Below are 16,367 nucleotides of genomic sequence, written 5' to 3'. Positions count from 1 at the left end.
TAATAAGATTAAATAATGAAACTTAGTCCCTATCTTTTGTAGTGAAATGCACTCAAAGTCAGAAAGATAACCCTGATAAATGCGATGTGTATCGACTTTTCATCTAAAAATACGATATAACCCCGATAGGCAGCAAAAAATGACGTTATTATTGCGTTAAATTCTACTGTAACGAGTGTTAACCCTGATAACTGGCCGTAGTGCCAAAGGGGTGAACATTCGATGATGGCTTATTCGCCCGACTTTAACGGCGATTCTATGGGAAGACTTTATGCAAACCTCTGTTAACTCCGAAGGCGGCCGCACGTTCTTTGGCCATCCTTATCCGCTCAGCGGCCTGTTTCTTTCTGAAATGTGGGAGCGTTTCTCGTTCTACGGCATCCGCCCACTGTTAATTCTGTTTATGGCTGCCACTGTATTTGACGGTGGTATGGGCCTGCCTCGTGAGCAAGCCTCCGCTATCGTCGGGATTTTTGCCGGTAGCATGTATCTGGCAGCATTACCCGGCGGCTGGCTGGCTGATAACTGGCTCGGCCAGCAACGTGCAGTCTGGTATGGTTCTATCCTGATTGCACTGGGTCATCTGTCGATTGCGCTATCAGCGTTCTTCGGCAACGACATGTTCTTTATCGGTTTAGTGTTTATCGTACTGGGTACCGGCTTGTTCAAGACCTGTATCTCAGTCATGGTCGGCACCCTATATAAGCCAGGTGATGCCCGCCGCGACGGTGGTTTCTCACTGTTCTATATGGGTATCAATATGGGGTCATTTATCGCGCCGCTACTGTCCGGTTGGTTGCTGCGATCCCACGGCTGGCACTGGGGTTTTGGTATCGGCGGTATTGGTATGCTAGTGGCACTGGTTATCTTCCGTGGCTTTGCTATCCCAGCGATGAAACGCTATGACGCAGAAGTCGGGCTAGACTCAAGCTGGAACAAACCGACAAATCAGCGCCAAGGGGTTGGTAAGTGGGTGACAGGCATCCTGCTGCTGGTAGTGGTACTGATTACCCTTATAGCACAAGGGATTATCCCGATTAATCCGGTCTTGATTGCCAGCTTATTGGCCTATGTTATTGCGGCCTCAGTGACACTCTATTTCGTCTATCTATTTGCCTTTGCCAATATGAGCCGTAAAGATCGTGCTCGCCTGTTGGTGTGCTTTATTCTGTTAGTTTCTGCGGCGTTCTTCTGGTCAGCGTTTGAACAGAAACCGACTTCATTCAACCTGTTTGCTAATGACTATACCAACCGTATGGTTATGGGCTTTGAGATCCCAACAGTCTGGTTCCAATCAATAAATGCGCTGTTTATTATTCTGTTGGCACCGGTATTCAGTTGGGCTTGGCCTGCCCTGGCGAAGAAGAAAATTCAACCCAGCAGTATCACTAAATTTGTCATCGGTATTTTATGCGCGGCGGCCGGTTTCGCTGTGATGATGTATGCCGCTCAGCATGTGCTTAGCAGTGGTGGTGCCGGTGTTTCACCTCTGTGGCTGGTGATGAGTATACTGCTGCTGACACTGGGTGAGTTGTGCCTTAGCCCGATCGGTTTGGCCACCATGACCCTACTGGCACCAGACAGAATGCGCGGCCAGGTGATGGGCTTGTGGTTCTGCGCCAGTTCTCTGGGTAATCTGGCAGCGGGCCTGATTGGCGGACATGTTAAAGCTGACCAGCTTGATATGCTGCCGACACTGTTCGCCCGTTGCTCAATTGCATTGGTTATCTGTGCGGCAGTGTTAATATTGCTTATCGTACCGATTCGTCGGCTGATGAATAATACTCAGGGCCAACAAGCCGCCTGATGCATGCACGGCAACCTCTGTTCACACAAACCCGCCCTGGTGGCGGGTTTTGTTCTACAACAGCCATTCCTGTTGCTGTAATACCACACGATAACCATCGCTATCTTCGAACGTTTTGCCACTGACATCCCAATAAGGATTATAAGCAGTGACCTTACGAAAACCTGCCGTCACCATCTGCTGGCACTGAAGACTCCATTGCGCTTCATCCGGTATATAAAATACTAATAAGTTGTCCTGCGTCGGTGCCGCCCCTACCCGGACGCCGCGATGATGCGTAAACTCTAAATGGTAAGTGTGGTGTGGATGTCCGAGAATAATACCGTCAAACCCCTGATGATCGACAAAATGACCCAGTTGACTAAATCCTAAGCCACGACAGTACATCTCGCTGATTAATTTAAGATTATCGGTGGGTCTGGCAACACGCATTATCGCGGTTTTCGGTAACACTGACGGCGGCTTACTTAAGTGGGTATCGGATAATCTCACTGCTTTTGATGGCATCGGCTCTCTCCTGATAACACATTCGAACCTAGAGATTAAACATGAAAATAAGACCTGCGCAACCTTCAGACTACCCGGCCATCTTACAATTGCAGCGACAAAATACCCCAGAAAATTTAAGCCCGGAGCAGCGTAAACAGGGTTTTATTGTGTCACAAATGGATGAAAAGCAACTGGATTCAATTAACCAAGATTTGGGAATTCTGGTTGCAGTTGATGATGGGCAAGTCGCGGGTTTTGTCTGTCTGGCCCACACGGATAAACAACCACGGCCACCGGTGGTTGATGCCATGCTGGAAGCCATAAGCCATCAACAGTATCAAGGCCAACCATTAGCACAATTGCGGGTATTTCTTTACGGGCCGGTGTGTATCGATAGCCACTGGCGCGGCAAAGGGGTGCTTAAACAGCTGTTTAGCGCCGTTAAAACCCATACCTGTAATCAATTTGATGTAGGGGCCGCGTTTGTTAACAACAATAATCCACACTCATTGGCAGCCCATGTCAAAGGGTTACATATGACACCGATCAGTGAATTCGTTTGTCAGCAACAACACTACCAACTGCTGATTTTTGCTACCAACGAATGATGTTACTCATAAGGGCCGTGACGAGCATCGATTGGCAGCATAAAAGTATCAACTATCATTGACAGCGGAACGTCTATCACCGTGACATACTTCCATGGTCCCTCACGCATATCCCATTGCACGCCAGGATAGTATTGATGCCCATGGCCCTGCCCCGGCACCGTGCGGCTGATAATGCTGCCACAGCCGGACAACAACATAATACCGATCACCAGCATAACAATGCGGGCCATGCTGGTAGGGCAATGGGTCAGTTTAACAATGGGATTCACACAGTTACTCTTCAGGTTTAGCGCGATACACAGCTTATCATCGCGCCATGTAAACAACGGTTAAGACTCAATCTGGCTAATGTAAAACATAGAAGGTGTTAAAGCGTTAGTCCGTATTCACTAATACGCTATCACCGCTCAGACCGAACTATCACTAATAAAAAAACGGGCTATACATAATGTACGCCCGTTGTTACTCAATATTACCGTTACTTCATATCAGCGTTATTTCGCTGCTGGAAACGCCTTTATATTATGCGCGAGTTGGCGATAATACCCGTTCCAAATCTGATACTGCTCCGGCTGCTGCCAGACTTGCTGGTGCAAACGCGAAATCAATACCGGGTCGCTGAGTAATTCCAGACGCTGTAATTTAGCCAATTTATCCGGCCCAGCCTCCAGCGCGAGTGTCAGCCGCTCGGCACGCACCTGCTCGATAATCGCACGGGTATGGTGGCGAGCTGTCGCCATCGCACTGGCCAGCGCGTTATACGATGGGTTCATCACCGCATGCAAGAAACCATTACTAAGCGCCCGCTGATGATTAAGCTTCAGGTACTCTTCCGTCGCCAGCAATTCTCGTGGTGGATTATACTCTTCCGGGATCAAAAATAATTTAGCCCGTTTACTGGCCATCCCCAATGTCCGACGGCTGGAAACCACAGAGACTAGCGGTGACAGAATCAACGAAAATACAATCGGCGATAACCACCACAAGAAGCGCAGATCCAGCCAGGCCACGCCACCGGCCCAAACCAAACCCAGTAACAATTGCGAGCCGTGACGAACCATAGCTTCACTCCACGGCGTGGCATCATCATCACGTTGTGGTGAGTTCCATTGCACTGACCAACCGAGGAAGGCGCTGACCACAAACACGGTATGGAACAGCATGCGCACAGGGGCCAGTAATACGGAGAACAACATTTCAGCCAGCATCGACAGCAATAGACGCAGCGCCCCACCGTACTCTTTCGCCCCTTTTGCCCAGATCAAAATGATGCTGAGTAATTTTGGCAAGAACAGTAATACCAAAGTGGTGGAGAACAAGCCAATTGCCAGCTCAGGCCGCCACTGGGGCCAGACTGGGAACAGTTGACGCGGTTGCAGGAAATACTGCGGTTCCATCAAGGTATGCACCGCTTGCAAAGCAGTACACAGCACCAGGAACATAAACCACAACGGCGCAGACAGATATGACATCACACCAGTGAGGAACACAGCCCGGTGAACCGGATGCATGCCCTTAACCAGGAACAACCTGAAATTCATCAGATTACCGTGGCACCAACGGCGGTCTCGTTTTAGTTCATCAAGCAAATTAGGTGGCAGTTCTTCATAGCTACCCGGCAAATCATAAGCAATCCACACTCCCCAACCGGCACGGCGCATTAATGCCGCTTCCACAAAGTCATGCGACAGAATGGAACCTGCGAACGAACCTTCACCCGGCAATGGTGCCAGTGCACAATGCTCGATAAAAGGCTTAACCCGAATAATGGCATTGTGGCCCCAGTAATGGGACTCGCCTAACTGCCAGTAATGTAAACCAGCCGTAAACAGCGGACCATAGACCCGCGTGGCAAATTGCTGGATACGGGCATACAGCGTGTCCATACCTGAGGCTTTCGGCGCAGATTGGATAATCCCGGCATTTGGATTGGCTTCCATCAACCGCACCAACCCAGTCAAACACTCACCGCTCATCACGCTATCGGCATCCAGAATCACCATATAGCTGTACTGACTGCCCCAACGGCGGCAGAAGTCATCGATATTACCGCTTTTGCGTTTAACCCGGCGGCGGCGGCGGCGGTAAAAAATGCGCCCATGCCCATCGACATCACGACACAGCTCCAGCCAGGCTTTCTGCTCTGCCACACAGATATCGGGGTCATAACTGTCACTGAGCACATAAATATCGAAGTGCTCAAGCTGACCCGTGGCGGCGACTGACTCATAAGTGGCACGTAGCCCCGCAAATACCCGCTCCACGTCCTCATTACAAATTGGCATAATCAGCGCAGTCCGGTGAGCTGGATTTAGCGCCTCATCCCCTTTGATAGTAGAGGATATGCTGTATTTATCTTTGCCAATCAGCAATTGCAGGAAGCCCATCAGCGCGGTCCAGAATCCGGCAGAGACCCAACAAAACAGCACGGCAAACAGAATCAGGATGCCGGTTTGTAGCAGGTAAGGCAGCAATTGCATTACCGAAACCTGCCAGTTTTGTTGCCAGATCTCGAAAGGATCGATTAACGCCCACCCCTGGTAGGGCAGAATGGTCTTCATATAACTGGTCGCAATGGTGGTTTGCAACACAATGAGTATCAGCAAAATATAGCGGCGCAGAGAGCCTACGCTACGCCATTTCTTCTCGGCGATGGCCTGCTCATGGGTTTGTGCCCGTGATACCGGGTTGCGACCCAATAATGAATCCCAAAAACGCCCCACCGGATTGGTCCGCCATGCCTGCGGTGCCATACTGGTGCGTTTGATGGGCGGCATCGCATTAATGACCGTGCGCCCTTCGCAATCTGACTCCAGTTGTTTCCCTTGCGCCAAGGCCTCCGGCCACGCCGCACGCAGACGGGCATTGACTGATGCTAACGCACTGTCTTCCTGGCTAAAAACTCCCGCTGGTGGCGCACTGGCCGCCAGTTGCTGATGCAAATGCTGCATCGCTTCAGGGGTGCTATCGAGTAATACATCTTCAGGTAGAGCATCACGCAGCGCCCCTTGCTGCTGAGCAGTCAGGGGCAAGTCCGCAATATAATCCTGTACAGGAGATTGATTTGACTTATTCATCGGCAGGTAGCTGATAGCTCCAGGTTTCAGTCAGGGTTTTATCACCATTAACCAGCGCAGCACGCATTTCTATCGGTTTTTTTGCGTCCTTAACTTTTAGCCGCAATGTTAAACGCCAGCCCTTAGTAACCGGGTTGTAGCGCACACTGTTCTCGATCAATTCACCGTTGTCGTCGATACTGACCTGTGAAGCTAGCGGTGTATTTTCATCAAGTGATTTCAACACTGGACCGACAAAATCAACCAGGAATGCCACACTGCCATCAGGCTGACGAATCAGATTCGACTGTTTCACATCACCGGTTGAACGTAAGGTCTGTTTGACATAGGCCACGTCCGGCGAATGCAATTTCTCTTCATCGCGCGTGAAGTGCAGGCGGTAATTCAGATCAAGTGATGTTTTTGCATCCGGCAACACGTCTGGTGACCAGAAGGCCACGATATTGTCGTTGGTTTCATCCGCCGTTGGAATTTCCACCAGCTCAACTTTACCTTTGCCCCAATCACCACGCGGTTCAACCCAGGCACTCGGACGCAAATCGTAGCGGTCGTCTAAATCTTCATACTGCGAGAATTCACGACCCCGTTGTAGCAAACCAAACCCTTTTGGATTTTCTACCGTATAGGTGCTGACCGACAGGTGTTTTGGATTATTCAGTGGTCGCCAAATCCATTCACCATTACCCGCATGAATAGAAAGACCATTGGAATCATGTAATGCCGGACGATAGTTCAACACTGCTGACGGCTGGCTTGGCCCAAACAGGAACATGCTGGTTAATGGTGCAATACCCAGCTTCTCAACCTTGTCGCGCAGGAAAACTTTGGCCTGTACATCAATAGTGGTGTCGCGCCCCGGATAAATGACGAAACGGTAAGCACCGGTGGCACGAGGTGAGTCCAGCAGAGCATAGATAACCAGATGTTTGTCATTTGGTTTAGGCCGCTCAATCCAGAACTCACGAAAACGTGGGAACTCCTCGCCAGAGGCCAATGCAGTATCANTGGCCAGCCCGCGCGCAGAAAGGCCATAAACCTGACCTTTACCAATCACACGAAAATAGCTGGCACCAAGCATACTTACGATTTCGTCTTTCTTATCCGCTTTATTGATCGGATAAAGCACTTTAAAACCAGCAAAACCTAAGTTCTTCACTGACTCGGCATCATGCTTGACCGAACCAAAGTTAAAATAGTCCGGGCTATAATTGATGGGTTTAACACTGGTCGCAGTAACTTCGTTTATCTGCACTGGCGTGTCGAAGTACATGCCCTGATGATAGAACTCTAACTTAAATGGCGTATCCAGTTTGGTCCAATAGGATTTGTCATGGTTAAACTGAATCTGCTGATAGTCGGCAAATTTCATTTCGCGAAATTGCGATGGAAGGTTACTTTTTGGTGCCTCGAAGCTTTTACCCGCCAATGTCTGTGCCTGTTTAGCCACATCATCTAACGAGAAAGCCATTGCCTGAGAAGTGAATAGTGACAGCAAGAGAGTTACCCCCAGCCATCTGACGCTGTTCGCGCGTGACCCTTTAGACATTCTATTAACGTTTGAAAAAATATTAACTCGCACATCTCCCCCTGTTCGGGTGCTTAAATCATCACAGCCAAATTATTGACGGTTTATCCCACATACCGCACAGATAAATTCAGGTTAGCGTAAATGCCTGAGTTATGCTGACGGTTGATTGTTTAAACCCGTGGCTAAGCCACAAGACTATCTTGCCCAGCTAAAATACGCTATGGAAAATTATTAGCCCTTATAGTAGTGTTTCTCGCCTTACTGATCCATTGAATAACGTATATTGTTATCAATAAACGTTTACTATAAAAACAACTCCGTGGGTAAAACCGGCACGTTATTCTAATTCCGATAACAAATAGTGAATAAGTATGAAAAAAAATACTAACCAACGGGAGTACTTTCTAGACGCTATCCGCGCCTATTTGATGTTACTCGGCATTCCTTTTCATCTTTCTCTTATATACTCCAACCATCATTGGGCAGTGAATAGTACGCATCCTTCACATCTATTTACCTTACTAAACGATTTCATTCACGCCTTTCGCATGCAGGTATTCTTTGTTATTTCCGGCTATTTTTCGTTCATGTTATATCAACGCTATGAGCGCCAGCGCTGGCTTAAGGTCCGCCTGGAGCGGGTGGTTATTCCGTTACTCACCGCCATCCCACTAATAACATTGCCACAATTTTACCTCCTTAAAAATTACACCACCAAATTACAAGATTGGAATTCATTTACAATTTATCAAAAAATAAATATTGCTATTTGGGAAATGGTTTCACACTTATGGTTTTTGTTAACCCTCGCATTGCTGACGACAATCTGTTTTTATCTGTTCAAAAAAATCAAGAATAACCAACAGTCAGTTCCAGTGTTGATAAAGGAAATGAATAATATAGGAAAAATCTCACTATCATTGTTTGGCTTTGTATTAATCTACGCGGTCATTCGTAGAATAATATTTCTTCTTAACCCGGAAATACTCTTTAATAGTGTCTTCAATTTCTTTGTTATGGAGACTTTGTTTTATCTACCTTTCTTTCTATTGGGTGCTTACAGCTTTATCTATCCGCCACTCAAACGGGTATTTCTTACCTTTTCACCTGGTGCATTTTTGGCCTCTGTGTTGTTATTCATCGCCTATTCGATAAACCAACATATTAATACTGCTGAGTTTTTTGCCTTTGAGCTGGACCTTATCATCAAGGCATTGATGGGCGTGACCATGACCAATGTGGTCTACTCTATTGGGTACCGGTTATTAAACTACCCCTCACCACGTATCACCTATCTGGTTAATGCCTCACTTTTCATCTACCTGGTGCATCATCCGCTAACCTTGATTTATGGTGCCTTTATTACGCCGCAAATTGCCAATAATGGCCTTGGCTTTGTAGTGGGCATGGCCTTTGTTTGCCTGATTTCATTCATGTTATATGAGATTCATCGCCGTATTCCATTGCTGAAATTCTTATTTTCTGGCAAGCCGCAGCAGCAAACGGTGTAATCAAATTATTATTCAAACGAATAATGTTATTGCTAAGCGATATGAATATCGGCATACCGCTTAAGCGATAAAACGGCTACACTGTGAAACCATCATGTAGATGGCGGGATGGCTAATGCCTCACTGCTTGCTCTGCTTTCAGAGCAACTATCCTGTTGATTCCTTATCAGGATTTGTTTCACTTGCAGTGACAACAAAAAGAGGAATTGTGATGAAAAAGCAAGAATCTACTGAGAATAATCCCAAGTCTGATGCTGTTGCAGTCACCGAGTTCGCTACCCTGTTTGCCTTGGTTAGCCGCCTTAGCGGAGCGCTGGACAGCGCAATCACCGGAAAAGATCGCAGCGTATTAGTTAACGAACTGTCACAGCTTTCTGTCGATAATCTTCCTGAACAGGAAAAAGCACCGACAGCAGAAGCACTGAGAAGAGCGCTGGTAACACTCAAACGCGACTAGTTCTACTATCCAACGCTCACCCTTGATTCCCCGCTGGGCAATTAAAGGTGAGCGACCCCTCTTTTATCCTCATAATTTTAATCATTATATATGACTTAACATCTTTGACATTTCAGCAAAGCTGCAAATGACTCCATTCCAAAGAACTGACAAAATCAGTGGTTCAAGTGAGTAAGTGCCACAACGCTATGAACTAAAAAAATGCTGATTTAACACATTGAATTAGGTCATCTCTTCGCATTAGATGAGATAAATCTGTGTATAATAATTTTTTATAACTTTGGCCTGTTATTCATTTATTTTCGCCTTAAATCAGGAGAACTCCCACCTTGGACGCCATCGCAATTAATAGCCTCTTTTTGATCGGCGCAGTGCTGGTGGGAGCCAGTATTTTACTGAGTTCACTCTCTTCCCGGCTGGGTATTCCGATTCTGGTTATCTTTCTGGCCATCGGTATGCTGGCAGGCGGTGACGGTATTGGCGGGATTGCTTTCGATAACTACCCAGTGGCGTATCTGGTCAGTAACCTGGCGTTGGCGGTTATCCTGCTAGATGGCGGGATGCGCACTCGAGCCTCATCATTCCGTGTTGCTCTGTGGCCTGCGCTCTCTTTAGCAACCGTCGGGGTGGTGATTACTGCCGGCCTGACGGGCCTGGCTGCGGCCTGGCTGTTCGATTTAGATATTATTCAAGGGCTGCTCATTGGTGCGATTATTGGCTCGACCGATGCCGCTGCGGTATTCTCACTGCTTGGGGGTAAAGGTCTCAACGAGCGCGTCAGTGCCACTTTAGAGATCGAATCAGGCAGTAATGATCCCATGGCGGTGTTTTTAACCGTTACCTTGATTGCCATGATCTCCGCAGGTGAAACCAGCCTCAGTTGGATGTTCCTGGTGCACTTAATCCAACAGTTTGGTCTGGGAATTATCATCGGGTTAGGCGGTGGCGGTTTACTGCTGCTCTTTATAAACCGAATAGAGCTAGCGAATGGTTTATATCCCCTGCTGGCAGTCAGTGGTGGGATTCTGGTTTTCTCATTGGCAACGGCCATGAACGGCAGTGGTATTCTGGCAGTATATCTCTGCGGGCTATTACTGGGTAACCGCCCTATCCGCAACCGCTCCGGTATATTACAAACTTTCGATGGGCTGGCATGGCTGAGTCAAATCGGGATGTTCCTGGTATTGGGGCTGTTGCTTAATCCAAGTGACCTATTGCCGATAGCGATCCCAGCGCTGCTCCTCTCATTGTGGATGATTTTGTTCGCCCGACCACTGTCGGTGTTCATTGGTTTACTGCCGTTCCCAAGCTTTAATTTGCGTGAACGGATCTTTATTTCCTGGGTGGGTTTACGCGGCGCAGTGCCGGTTATTCTAGCCGTATTCCCGATGATGGCCGGTATTCCCAACGCGAATTTATTTTTCAATGTGGCCTTTTTTGTCGTGCTGGTATCACTGCTGCTACAGGGCACCAGCCTGTCATTTGCCGCACGTAAAACTAAATTGGTGGTGCCTCCAGCACTAGCACCGGTCTCGCGCATTGGGTTAGATATTGATATGAATAACCAATGGGAACAGTTTATTTACCAGTTGAGTTGTGACAAGTGGTGTATCGGTGCCGCGCTGCGCGATTTGAAAATGCCTAAAGGGACACGTATTGCGGCGCTGTTTCGTGGTAAAGACTTATTGCACCCCACCGGCAGTACCCGTCTGAAAGAAGGTGACATCTTGTGTGTTATCGGTCAGGAACACGACCTGCCAGCATTGGGAAAACTGTTTAGTCAGTCACCCAATATTCAACTGGATGAACGCTTCTTTGGTGACTTTATTCTTGATGCCGATGCCAAGCTCCACGATATCTCTCAGATTTATGGCCTTAATCTGGAACCCGGAATCGATAAACAGCAAACATTGGGCCAATTCGTCCTCTATTTATTTGGTGGAGAGCCGGTTATTGGCGATCAGATTGAGTGGGATGGCTTGACCTGGACGATTGCCGAAATGGAATCGGATCGGGTAAGTCGGGTCGGGGTGAAAATCGTTACCGATAAAGCCTGATGTTCTGATGAATAAGTGATAGGGATACCGTACAGGGGAACGCAATGAAATTGTCTATTTATGACCATCTGACAGTATCAATTTTATGAATCTACCTCCTGCTGATTGGGATAACCAGCGTACATTTCTGGCCATTATGCGTGAAGGCAGTTTATCTGCCGCCGCACGGAGTCTGAATGTTTCGCAACCGACAGCCCGCCGGCATATTGAGTCGCTGGAACAATGCCTTGGGCAAAAATTGTTTAACCGCACGTCCACTGGATTAATCCCAACGGAAACAGCGCGGGCACTGTTTCCCCATGCCTTGGAAATGGCCACCGCTGCCGACGCTTTTGTACGAGCCGCCTGCGCCGATATTGGGTCAGCTAAAGATACCGTGCGCATTGCCACCAGTGAATTACTTGGCGTTGAAATCCTGCCGCAACGCTTAGAACCTCTGCGCTTACACTATCCTGAGCTGGTGCTGGAATTAAGTCTAGGTAGCAAGATAGAGGGGTTAACCTGCCAGGAAGCCGATATTGCAGTAAGAACCTTACGCCCCAAAGCGTTGCCAGTTATTGCGCAACGGGCGGGTTATTGCGAAGTTGGGCTGTTTGCTACTGAAGATTACATTGAGCGCCATGGTATGCCGCAGAGTCTCGGAGCATTAGCGTTTCACGCGTTAATCGGCCCGGATCGTAACACCCATGATGTCCAGGTTCTGCGTGAGCAGGGAGTCGATTTTGAACCGCACCAATACCGCCTACGTACTGATAGCCATTTGGCACAGTTGGCGGCAATACGCAGCGGTTTGGGCATTGGTGCCTGCCATGAACCCATAGCTCGTCAATCTGGGTTAGTGCGGGTGTTAGCACAAGAATTCTCGTATCCACTGGAGTTTTGGCTGGTGATGCATGAAGATCTACGCAATACCCAGCGAGTCCGCGTGGTATTCGATCATTTACTCAATACACTGCGCCAATATCTGGCTGAATAAGCGCTAAGTGCAACAGGGCCTATGCGACCCTGTTGATTAATTAAGACAATTTAAAGTGGATAACGCAATATAGCGCTCAACTGCTTACCGGCTAAATCGCTTTCCCGCACCGCCAAAACTCGTGCTCCGGTTGCCAATGCACGTCTGGCAATCTCATCGATAACCCCATATGTCAGAGCATCATCTTCTGACGCAAAAGTAATAATACCCTGATCATTGATAGTCCCTGGGACTTGGCTTTCAATATCAACCAGTAATAAATCAATAGCACCGAACGTTGCCGCCCGTGCGGCATCCGACAAATCATGAGTGACTCGACGTTCTCCTGCGCGCTGTTCAAATAACGGCTTCAGCCCCTCTATTTGCGCCCGATAGAAATTGTCCAATACCGGGCGCGCTAATGTGGCAAGTTCCGAAATATTAAGATGTTCTGCATTGGTAGATAACGTTTCATCCACCAGATTTGATAATGAATTTGTCGCCCGATAAATTGACGTCAAAGGTTCAGTACTGACTAAAATAAGCGGATAGTTATGACGGGCAAATAATGGCCGCAGGGCATTATCTATTTGCCGGGTATATTGTGCGAGCCTTACTTTTTCATGTACGCCATCATACTTACGTGCATTTAATGAAGCTTTACCTACTGCATTTAACACATTGTCAGGTAGGTTGGGAACAGAAACGATAGCGGGTGGTGCATCGGCAAAAAACTCAATCAAACGCACTTCATTTTCTGATAATGCCAGAATATAAGCGGAGTGTGGAAATGTCAGTGCGCGTAATAGCGGTTTGAGGTGGAAACGCTCACTGATCTCTACTTGGTCTTGCAGTTTATTAGCCAAACGGTAGGTTCGCAAAGTATCAGGCGTCGCAAGTATTGCGAGGCTGTAAGCATGCAGATCCCAGAATGACTCATCCTCTAATACGGAATATAACTCTTCTTCCAATAAAGCCAGACGCCGTTTATCAAAGTTTACCGCCTCAAGCTGTTGTAATGCCTCTTTTATTAAGTTCCCCAACTGGATTTTACTGCCAGCTAACTGTTGATGTAACGGTGATGTTTCAAGATAGATGGAAACGCAGGCATCGGAGCGTACATCAGAAAGACTAAGAAATTCTTCACGACTTGGAATGTCAACATGTAGCATAGGTCACCTTCAAGAAATAATGGACACGATACTTATATCTTTATCAAGCGCATGTTTATTATAGCCAACCAATGCCACTTTGCTTTCTATCGACATCGAAAAAATCGTTGCACGCTAAAATTGTTTAAATACACTTAACTGCTGGTATTAGCCCTAATATCTCAAATTCAATTAAGGCTAATACATCCCCCACATTAATAACTCTGAACTATTTATTCTTTACTCGTTATTCTGTTTTATTCTGTTTTATTCGATTAACCAAAATGATCCCCGCACAAACCAACACCAGTGCAAGGGCATTCTTCCATTCTAAAATGCTTTCATTGAGGAAAATGGCGGACAGAACCGCACCTGAAACCGGGATGAGAAAATTGAACGGTGCAACCATCCCTACCCGATTATATTTGAGTAGCAAGCTCCAGAGTGCAAAAGCGGCCGATGACAACAGCACCAGGTAGGCCAATAACAATAAAGCCCGCCAGCCAATGTCACTCAAATGGCCACCAAAGAGATAACCGCCAAGTGTCAACACCAACCCTCCGATGGCAAGCTGGTAACCTGTCATCACCGTGGTATCCATGGTTTGTGAAATACGTTTGCCGTAAATACTGGCGGCAGAAAGGATGAAAGCAGCCAGTACCACACTTCCCTCACCTAACAGTGAAAAATTAAAATCCATCAAATCGGCACCAAAATTCACCACCATCACGCCAGCAAAACCCAGTGCGCAGCCAATGATTTTATTAAATGATAATCGATCATTTTTATAAATATAATGCGCCAACAAGACACTGAAAAATGTCCCCGTTGCATTCATGATGGAGCCTTTCACCCCGGTAGTATATGCCAGCCCAATATAGAAAAAGACATACTGTAACGTGGTCTGTGTTAGCCCTAAAATGGCAATCTGCCTATATTGGCCCTTGTTAAGTCGGCCAATAGCTTTACCACTGGCAACAGCAAAAATGAGTAGCACTAACCCGGCCAATAAAAAGCGATAACCCGCAAACACCATCTTGCTCGGAATGTCATCTGGGGCGATATGAAACAGTGCATAACCATTTTTAATCGCAGGGTAGGCACTGCCCCAAAGAAGGCAACAGAAGGTTGCCACGAGGAAAACAAATTTTTTATTGGTAAAAAGCGCAGGACTGCGGTCCACGTGAACATCCTTTTCAATCAAAAAATGAAATGATGTTTCGTTATAACTATTTCCTGTTGAAAAGTCCCGTCTGATGTCACTTTTCTCTTAAAAATATCCATCAACTCTCCGAGTACCGCACCTATAGTACGTGGCCATCAAAAATAGATTGTCTGTCTTTTTGCTATTTGTAGAATAATTGAACGAAGATGCTGACATTCATTAGTTATTCATGGCGTTGTCTACCTCGTTCAATGTTTGCACTAACGGACAGAGATCGTGTACGATGCTGGTTTAATTAAATAACTTTGGTTTTCATCATGTTAAAACTATTTAACGTAAACTTTAACAGTATGCCTGAAAGAAAGTTAGACGAGATCTTCACACTTAGAAAAATAACATTTAAAGATCGCTTAGATTGGAAAGTAACCTGTACTGATGGCAGAGAAAGCGACCAATATGATGATGAGAATACAAACTATATATTAGGAATAATAGAGGACACTATTGTTTGCAGTGTCAGATTTATTGAAATGAAATATCCGACAATGGTGGCAGGGCCATTCGCACCTTATTTTTCCGACATTGACCTTCCGGTCGATGGTTTTATAGAATCCAGCCGTTTCTTTGTTGAAAAAAAACTAGCAAGAGATATGGTAGGCCATAATAGTGCACTCAGCGTATTACTTTTTTTAGCAATGGTTAATTATGCCAGAAGCCGCAATTATAAAGGTATACTGACTGTTGTCAGCCGAGGGATGTATGTATTACTGAAGCGTTCCGGCTGGAATATTACAGTTTTAAACCAAGGTGAGTCAGAGAAAAATGAGGTTATTTATCTTTTACATCTGGGTGTCGACATTGATAGCCAACAACAATTAATAAAGAAGATACGCAGAACGCATCACGTTGAACCTCATATACTTGAAACCTGGCCATTAGCGGTGCCAGATATAGTTAAATAGGTTTAATTAACTTTAACTCTATGCCAAGTCTTATCGCATGCTTGGCATTTAAAACACCAAGTTTTCTAACAACATTACCAATATGAAACTTAACTGTACTTCTTTTTATTCCCAATATTATGGAAATTTCCGAGTATGTTTTGCCGACACTAGCCCAATATAAAATTTCGTTCTCTCTAGGAGAGAAGATTTCTCTTTCGTCACCAATACCATTCAACTTATTGTTTTTACTGTTATTTTTGTGATAGAGACCCAACATTTTATCATGAGTCAAAATGAGCAGCATTTGAATTTTCTCTTTATTGGTCTCAATGCTCTCATCAAAAGAAATGCTATCATCACTTCCATTAGAAATATTCAGCGTTGCCATATTATGATTATTATCATGAAGAACAAATGTATAACCATTGATAATATTATATTCTCTGGCAAGGTTAAACACAGCTGAGTCGGTTGACTTTATATTAATCACCGAATTATCGTCCCAAGCAAAGGGAGCAACTTTGTCTTTTGCCGTCAGAATAACAGGATCGATAAGGTGGTAGTTATTTTTTTTATATGTTTGTATCCAATCCATTGGGTAGTTTGAAATAATAG

14 protein-coding genes are annotated in these 16,367 nt (G+C 46.2%); 7 read left to right on the top strand and 7 right to left on the bottom strand.

Annotated features, from left to right (window positions below; translation table 11 throughout):
• The first annotated feature begins 271 nt into the window (after positions 1 to 271).
• Positions 272 to 1,807, top strand: a complete 1,536-nt coding sequence (locus V2A85_RS15355; RefSeq protein ID WP_420071777.1) for a peptide MFS transporter — start codon at positions 272 to 274, stop codon at positions 1,805 to 1,807.
• 54 nt (positions 1,808 to 1,861) lie between these two features.
• Here V2A85_RS15355 and V2A85_RS15350 read toward each other — a convergent pair whose 3' ends face one another.
• The gene (locus tag V2A85_RS15350) at positions 1,862 to 2,239 is read right to left on the bottom strand and encodes a VOC family protein (protein ID WP_372559916.1); all 378 of its coding nucleotides are present in this window, start codon (positions 2,237 to 2,239) and stop codon (positions 1,862 to 1,864) included.
• Between the two features lie 116 nt (positions 2,240 to 2,355).
• Here V2A85_RS15350 and V2A85_RS15345 point away from each other — a divergent pair, with 116 nt between their 5' ends.
• A complete protein-coding gene (locus V2A85_RS15345; protein WP_372559292.1) occupies positions 2,356 to 2,904 on the top strand; it encodes a GNAT family N-acetyltransferase in 549 nt (182 codons plus the stop codon).
• 2 nt (positions 2,905 to 2,906) lie between these two features.
• Here the strand turns inward: V2A85_RS15345 and V2A85_RS15340 are convergent, their stop codons facing one another.
• The 3 genes from V2A85_RS15340 to V2A85_RS15330 form a co-directional block, all read right to left on the bottom strand.
• Positions 2,907 to 3,137: a YceK/YidQ family lipoprotein gene (locus V2A85_RS15340; RefSeq protein WP_083163564.1), complete on the bottom strand. Its 231-nt coding sequence runs from the start codon at positions 3,135 to 3,137 to the stop codon at positions 2,907 to 2,909.
• A 264-nt stretch (positions 3,138 to 3,401) separates the two neighbouring features.
• Positions 3,402 to 5,984 carry a glucans biosynthesis glucosyltransferase MdoH gene (gene mdoH, locus V2A85_RS15335; protein ID WP_372559293.1) on the bottom strand — a complete coding sequence of 861 codons (2,583 nt, stop codon included), beginning with the start codon at positions 5,982 to 5,984 and terminating at the stop codon, positions 3,402 to 3,404.
• Complete coding sequence (locus tag V2A85_RS15330; protein ID WP_420071776.1) at positions 5,977 to 7,530, bottom strand: glucan biosynthesis protein G; 1,554 nt, start codon at positions 7,528 to 7,530, stop codon at positions 5,977 to 5,979. The genes mdoH and V2A85_RS15330 overlap by 8 nt, the downstream gene beginning before the upstream one ends.
• 353 nt (positions 7,531 to 7,883) lie before the next feature.
• On the opposite strand from V2A85_RS15330, the gene mdoC reads away from it, so the two are divergent.
• The 4 genes from mdoC to V2A85_RS15310 all read left to right on the top strand — a co-directional run bounded on the left by mdoC (position 7,884) and on the right by V2A85_RS15310 (position 12,513).
• On the top strand, positions 7,884 to 9,023 hold the full coding sequence (mdoC, locus tag V2A85_RS15325; protein WP_420071775.1) for a glucans biosynthesis protein MdoC: 1,140 nt from the start codon (positions 7,884 to 7,886) through the stop codon (positions 9,021 to 9,023).
• A 211-nt stretch (positions 9,024 to 9,234) separates the two neighbouring features.
• On the top strand, positions 9,235 to 9,480 hold the full coding sequence (locus V2A85_RS15320; protein ID WP_193784638.1) for a hypothetical protein: 246 nt from the start codon (positions 9,235 to 9,237) through the stop codon (positions 9,478 to 9,480).
• Between the two features lie 329 nt (positions 9,481 to 9,809).
• Positions 9,810 to 11,537 (top strand): potassium/proton antiporter, encoded by a 1,728-nt coding sequence (locus tag V2A85_RS15315; RefSeq protein WP_083158494.1) that lies wholly within the window; start codon positions 9,810 to 9,812, stop codon positions 11,535 to 11,537.
• A gap of 85 nt (positions 11,538 to 11,622) precedes the next feature.
• On the top strand, positions 11,623 to 12,513 hold the full coding sequence (locus V2A85_RS15310) for a LysR family transcriptional regulator (protein WP_420071774.1): 891 nt from the start codon (positions 11,623 to 11,625) through the stop codon (positions 12,511 to 12,513).
• A 50-nt stretch (positions 12,514 to 12,563) separates the two neighbouring features.
• On the opposite strand, the gene V2A85_RS15305 is transcribed toward V2A85_RS15310, so the two are convergent.
• Both V2A85_RS15305 and V2A85_RS15300 read right to left on the bottom strand, forming a co-directional pair.
• Positions 12,564 to 13,664: a hypothetical protein gene (locus tag V2A85_RS15305; RefSeq protein ID WP_372559296.1), complete on the bottom strand. Its 1,101-nt coding sequence runs from the start codon at positions 13,662 to 13,664 to the stop codon at positions 12,564 to 12,566.
• Between the two features lie 226 nt (positions 13,665 to 13,890).
• Positions 13,891 to 14,826, bottom strand: a complete 936-nt coding sequence (locus V2A85_RS15300) for a DMT family transporter (protein ID WP_372559297.1) — start codon at positions 14,824 to 14,826, stop codon at positions 13,891 to 13,893.
• 299 nt (positions 14,827 to 15,125) lie between these two features.
• On the opposite strand from V2A85_RS15300, the gene V2A85_RS15295 reads away from it, so the two are divergent.
• Positions 15,126 to 15,770, top strand: a complete 645-nt coding sequence (locus V2A85_RS15295; protein ID WP_372559298.1) for an acyl-homoserine-lactone synthase — start codon at positions 15,126 to 15,128, stop codon at positions 15,768 to 15,770.
• Here V2A85_RS15295 and V2A85_RS15290 read toward each other — a convergent pair.
• On the bottom strand, positions 15,763 to 16,367 hold a 605-nt coding region (locus V2A85_RS15290), incomplete at its 5' end, for a helix-turn-helix transcriptional regulator (RefSeq protein WP_420071773.1). The genes V2A85_RS15295 and V2A85_RS15290 overlap by 8 nt on opposite strands.

It is taken from the genome of Yersinia sp. 1252 StPb PI (genome assembly GCF_048593885.1).
Classification (GTDB): Bacteria; Pseudomonadota; Gammaproteobacteria; order Enterobacterales; family Enterobacteriaceae; genus Yersinia; species Yersinia enterocolitica_E.
This window is presented reverse-complemented; position numbering and strand designations above follow the sequence as displayed.

Bases quoted from the DNA above. Each gene is read 5' to 3' on its own strand.
- mdoH (WP_372559293.1), bottom strand. From the start codon at position 5,984: ATGAATAAGTCAAATCAATCTCCTGTACAGGATTATATTGCGGACTTG.
- V2A85_RS15310 (WP_420071774.1), top strand. From the start codon at position 11,623: ATGAATCTACCTCCTGCTGATTGGGATAACCAGCGTACATTTCTGGCC.
- V2A85_RS15350 (WP_372559916.1), bottom strand. From the start codon at position 2,239: ATGCGTGTTGCCAGACCCACCGATAATCTTAAATTAATCAGCGAGATG.
- V2A85_RS15355 (WP_420071777.1), top strand. From the start codon at position 272: ATGCAAACCTCTGTTAACTCCGAAGGCGGCCGCACGTTCTTTGGCCAT.
- mdoC (WP_420071775.1), top strand. From the start codon at position 7,884: ATGAAAAAAAATACTAACCAACGGGAGTACTTTCTAGACGCTATCCGC.
- V2A85_RS15340 (WP_083163564.1), bottom strand. From the start codon at position 3,137: ATGGCCCGCATTGTTATGCTGGTGATCGGTATTATGTTGTTGTCCGGC.
- V2A85_RS15305 (WP_372559296.1), bottom strand. From the start codon at position 13,664: ATGCTACATGTTGACATTCCAAGTCGTGAAGAATTTCTTAGTCTTTCT.
- V2A85_RS15345 (WP_372559292.1), top strand. From the start codon at position 2,356: ATGAAAATAAGACCTGCGCAACCTTCAGACTACCCGGCCATCTTACAA.
- V2A85_RS15295 (WP_372559298.1), top strand. From the start codon at position 15,126: ATGTTAAAACTATTTAACGTAAACTTTAACAGTATGCCTGAAAGAAAG.
- V2A85_RS15320 (WP_193784638.1), top strand. From the start codon at position 9,235: ATGAAAAAGCAAGAATCTACTGAGAATAATCCCAAGTCTGATGCTGTT.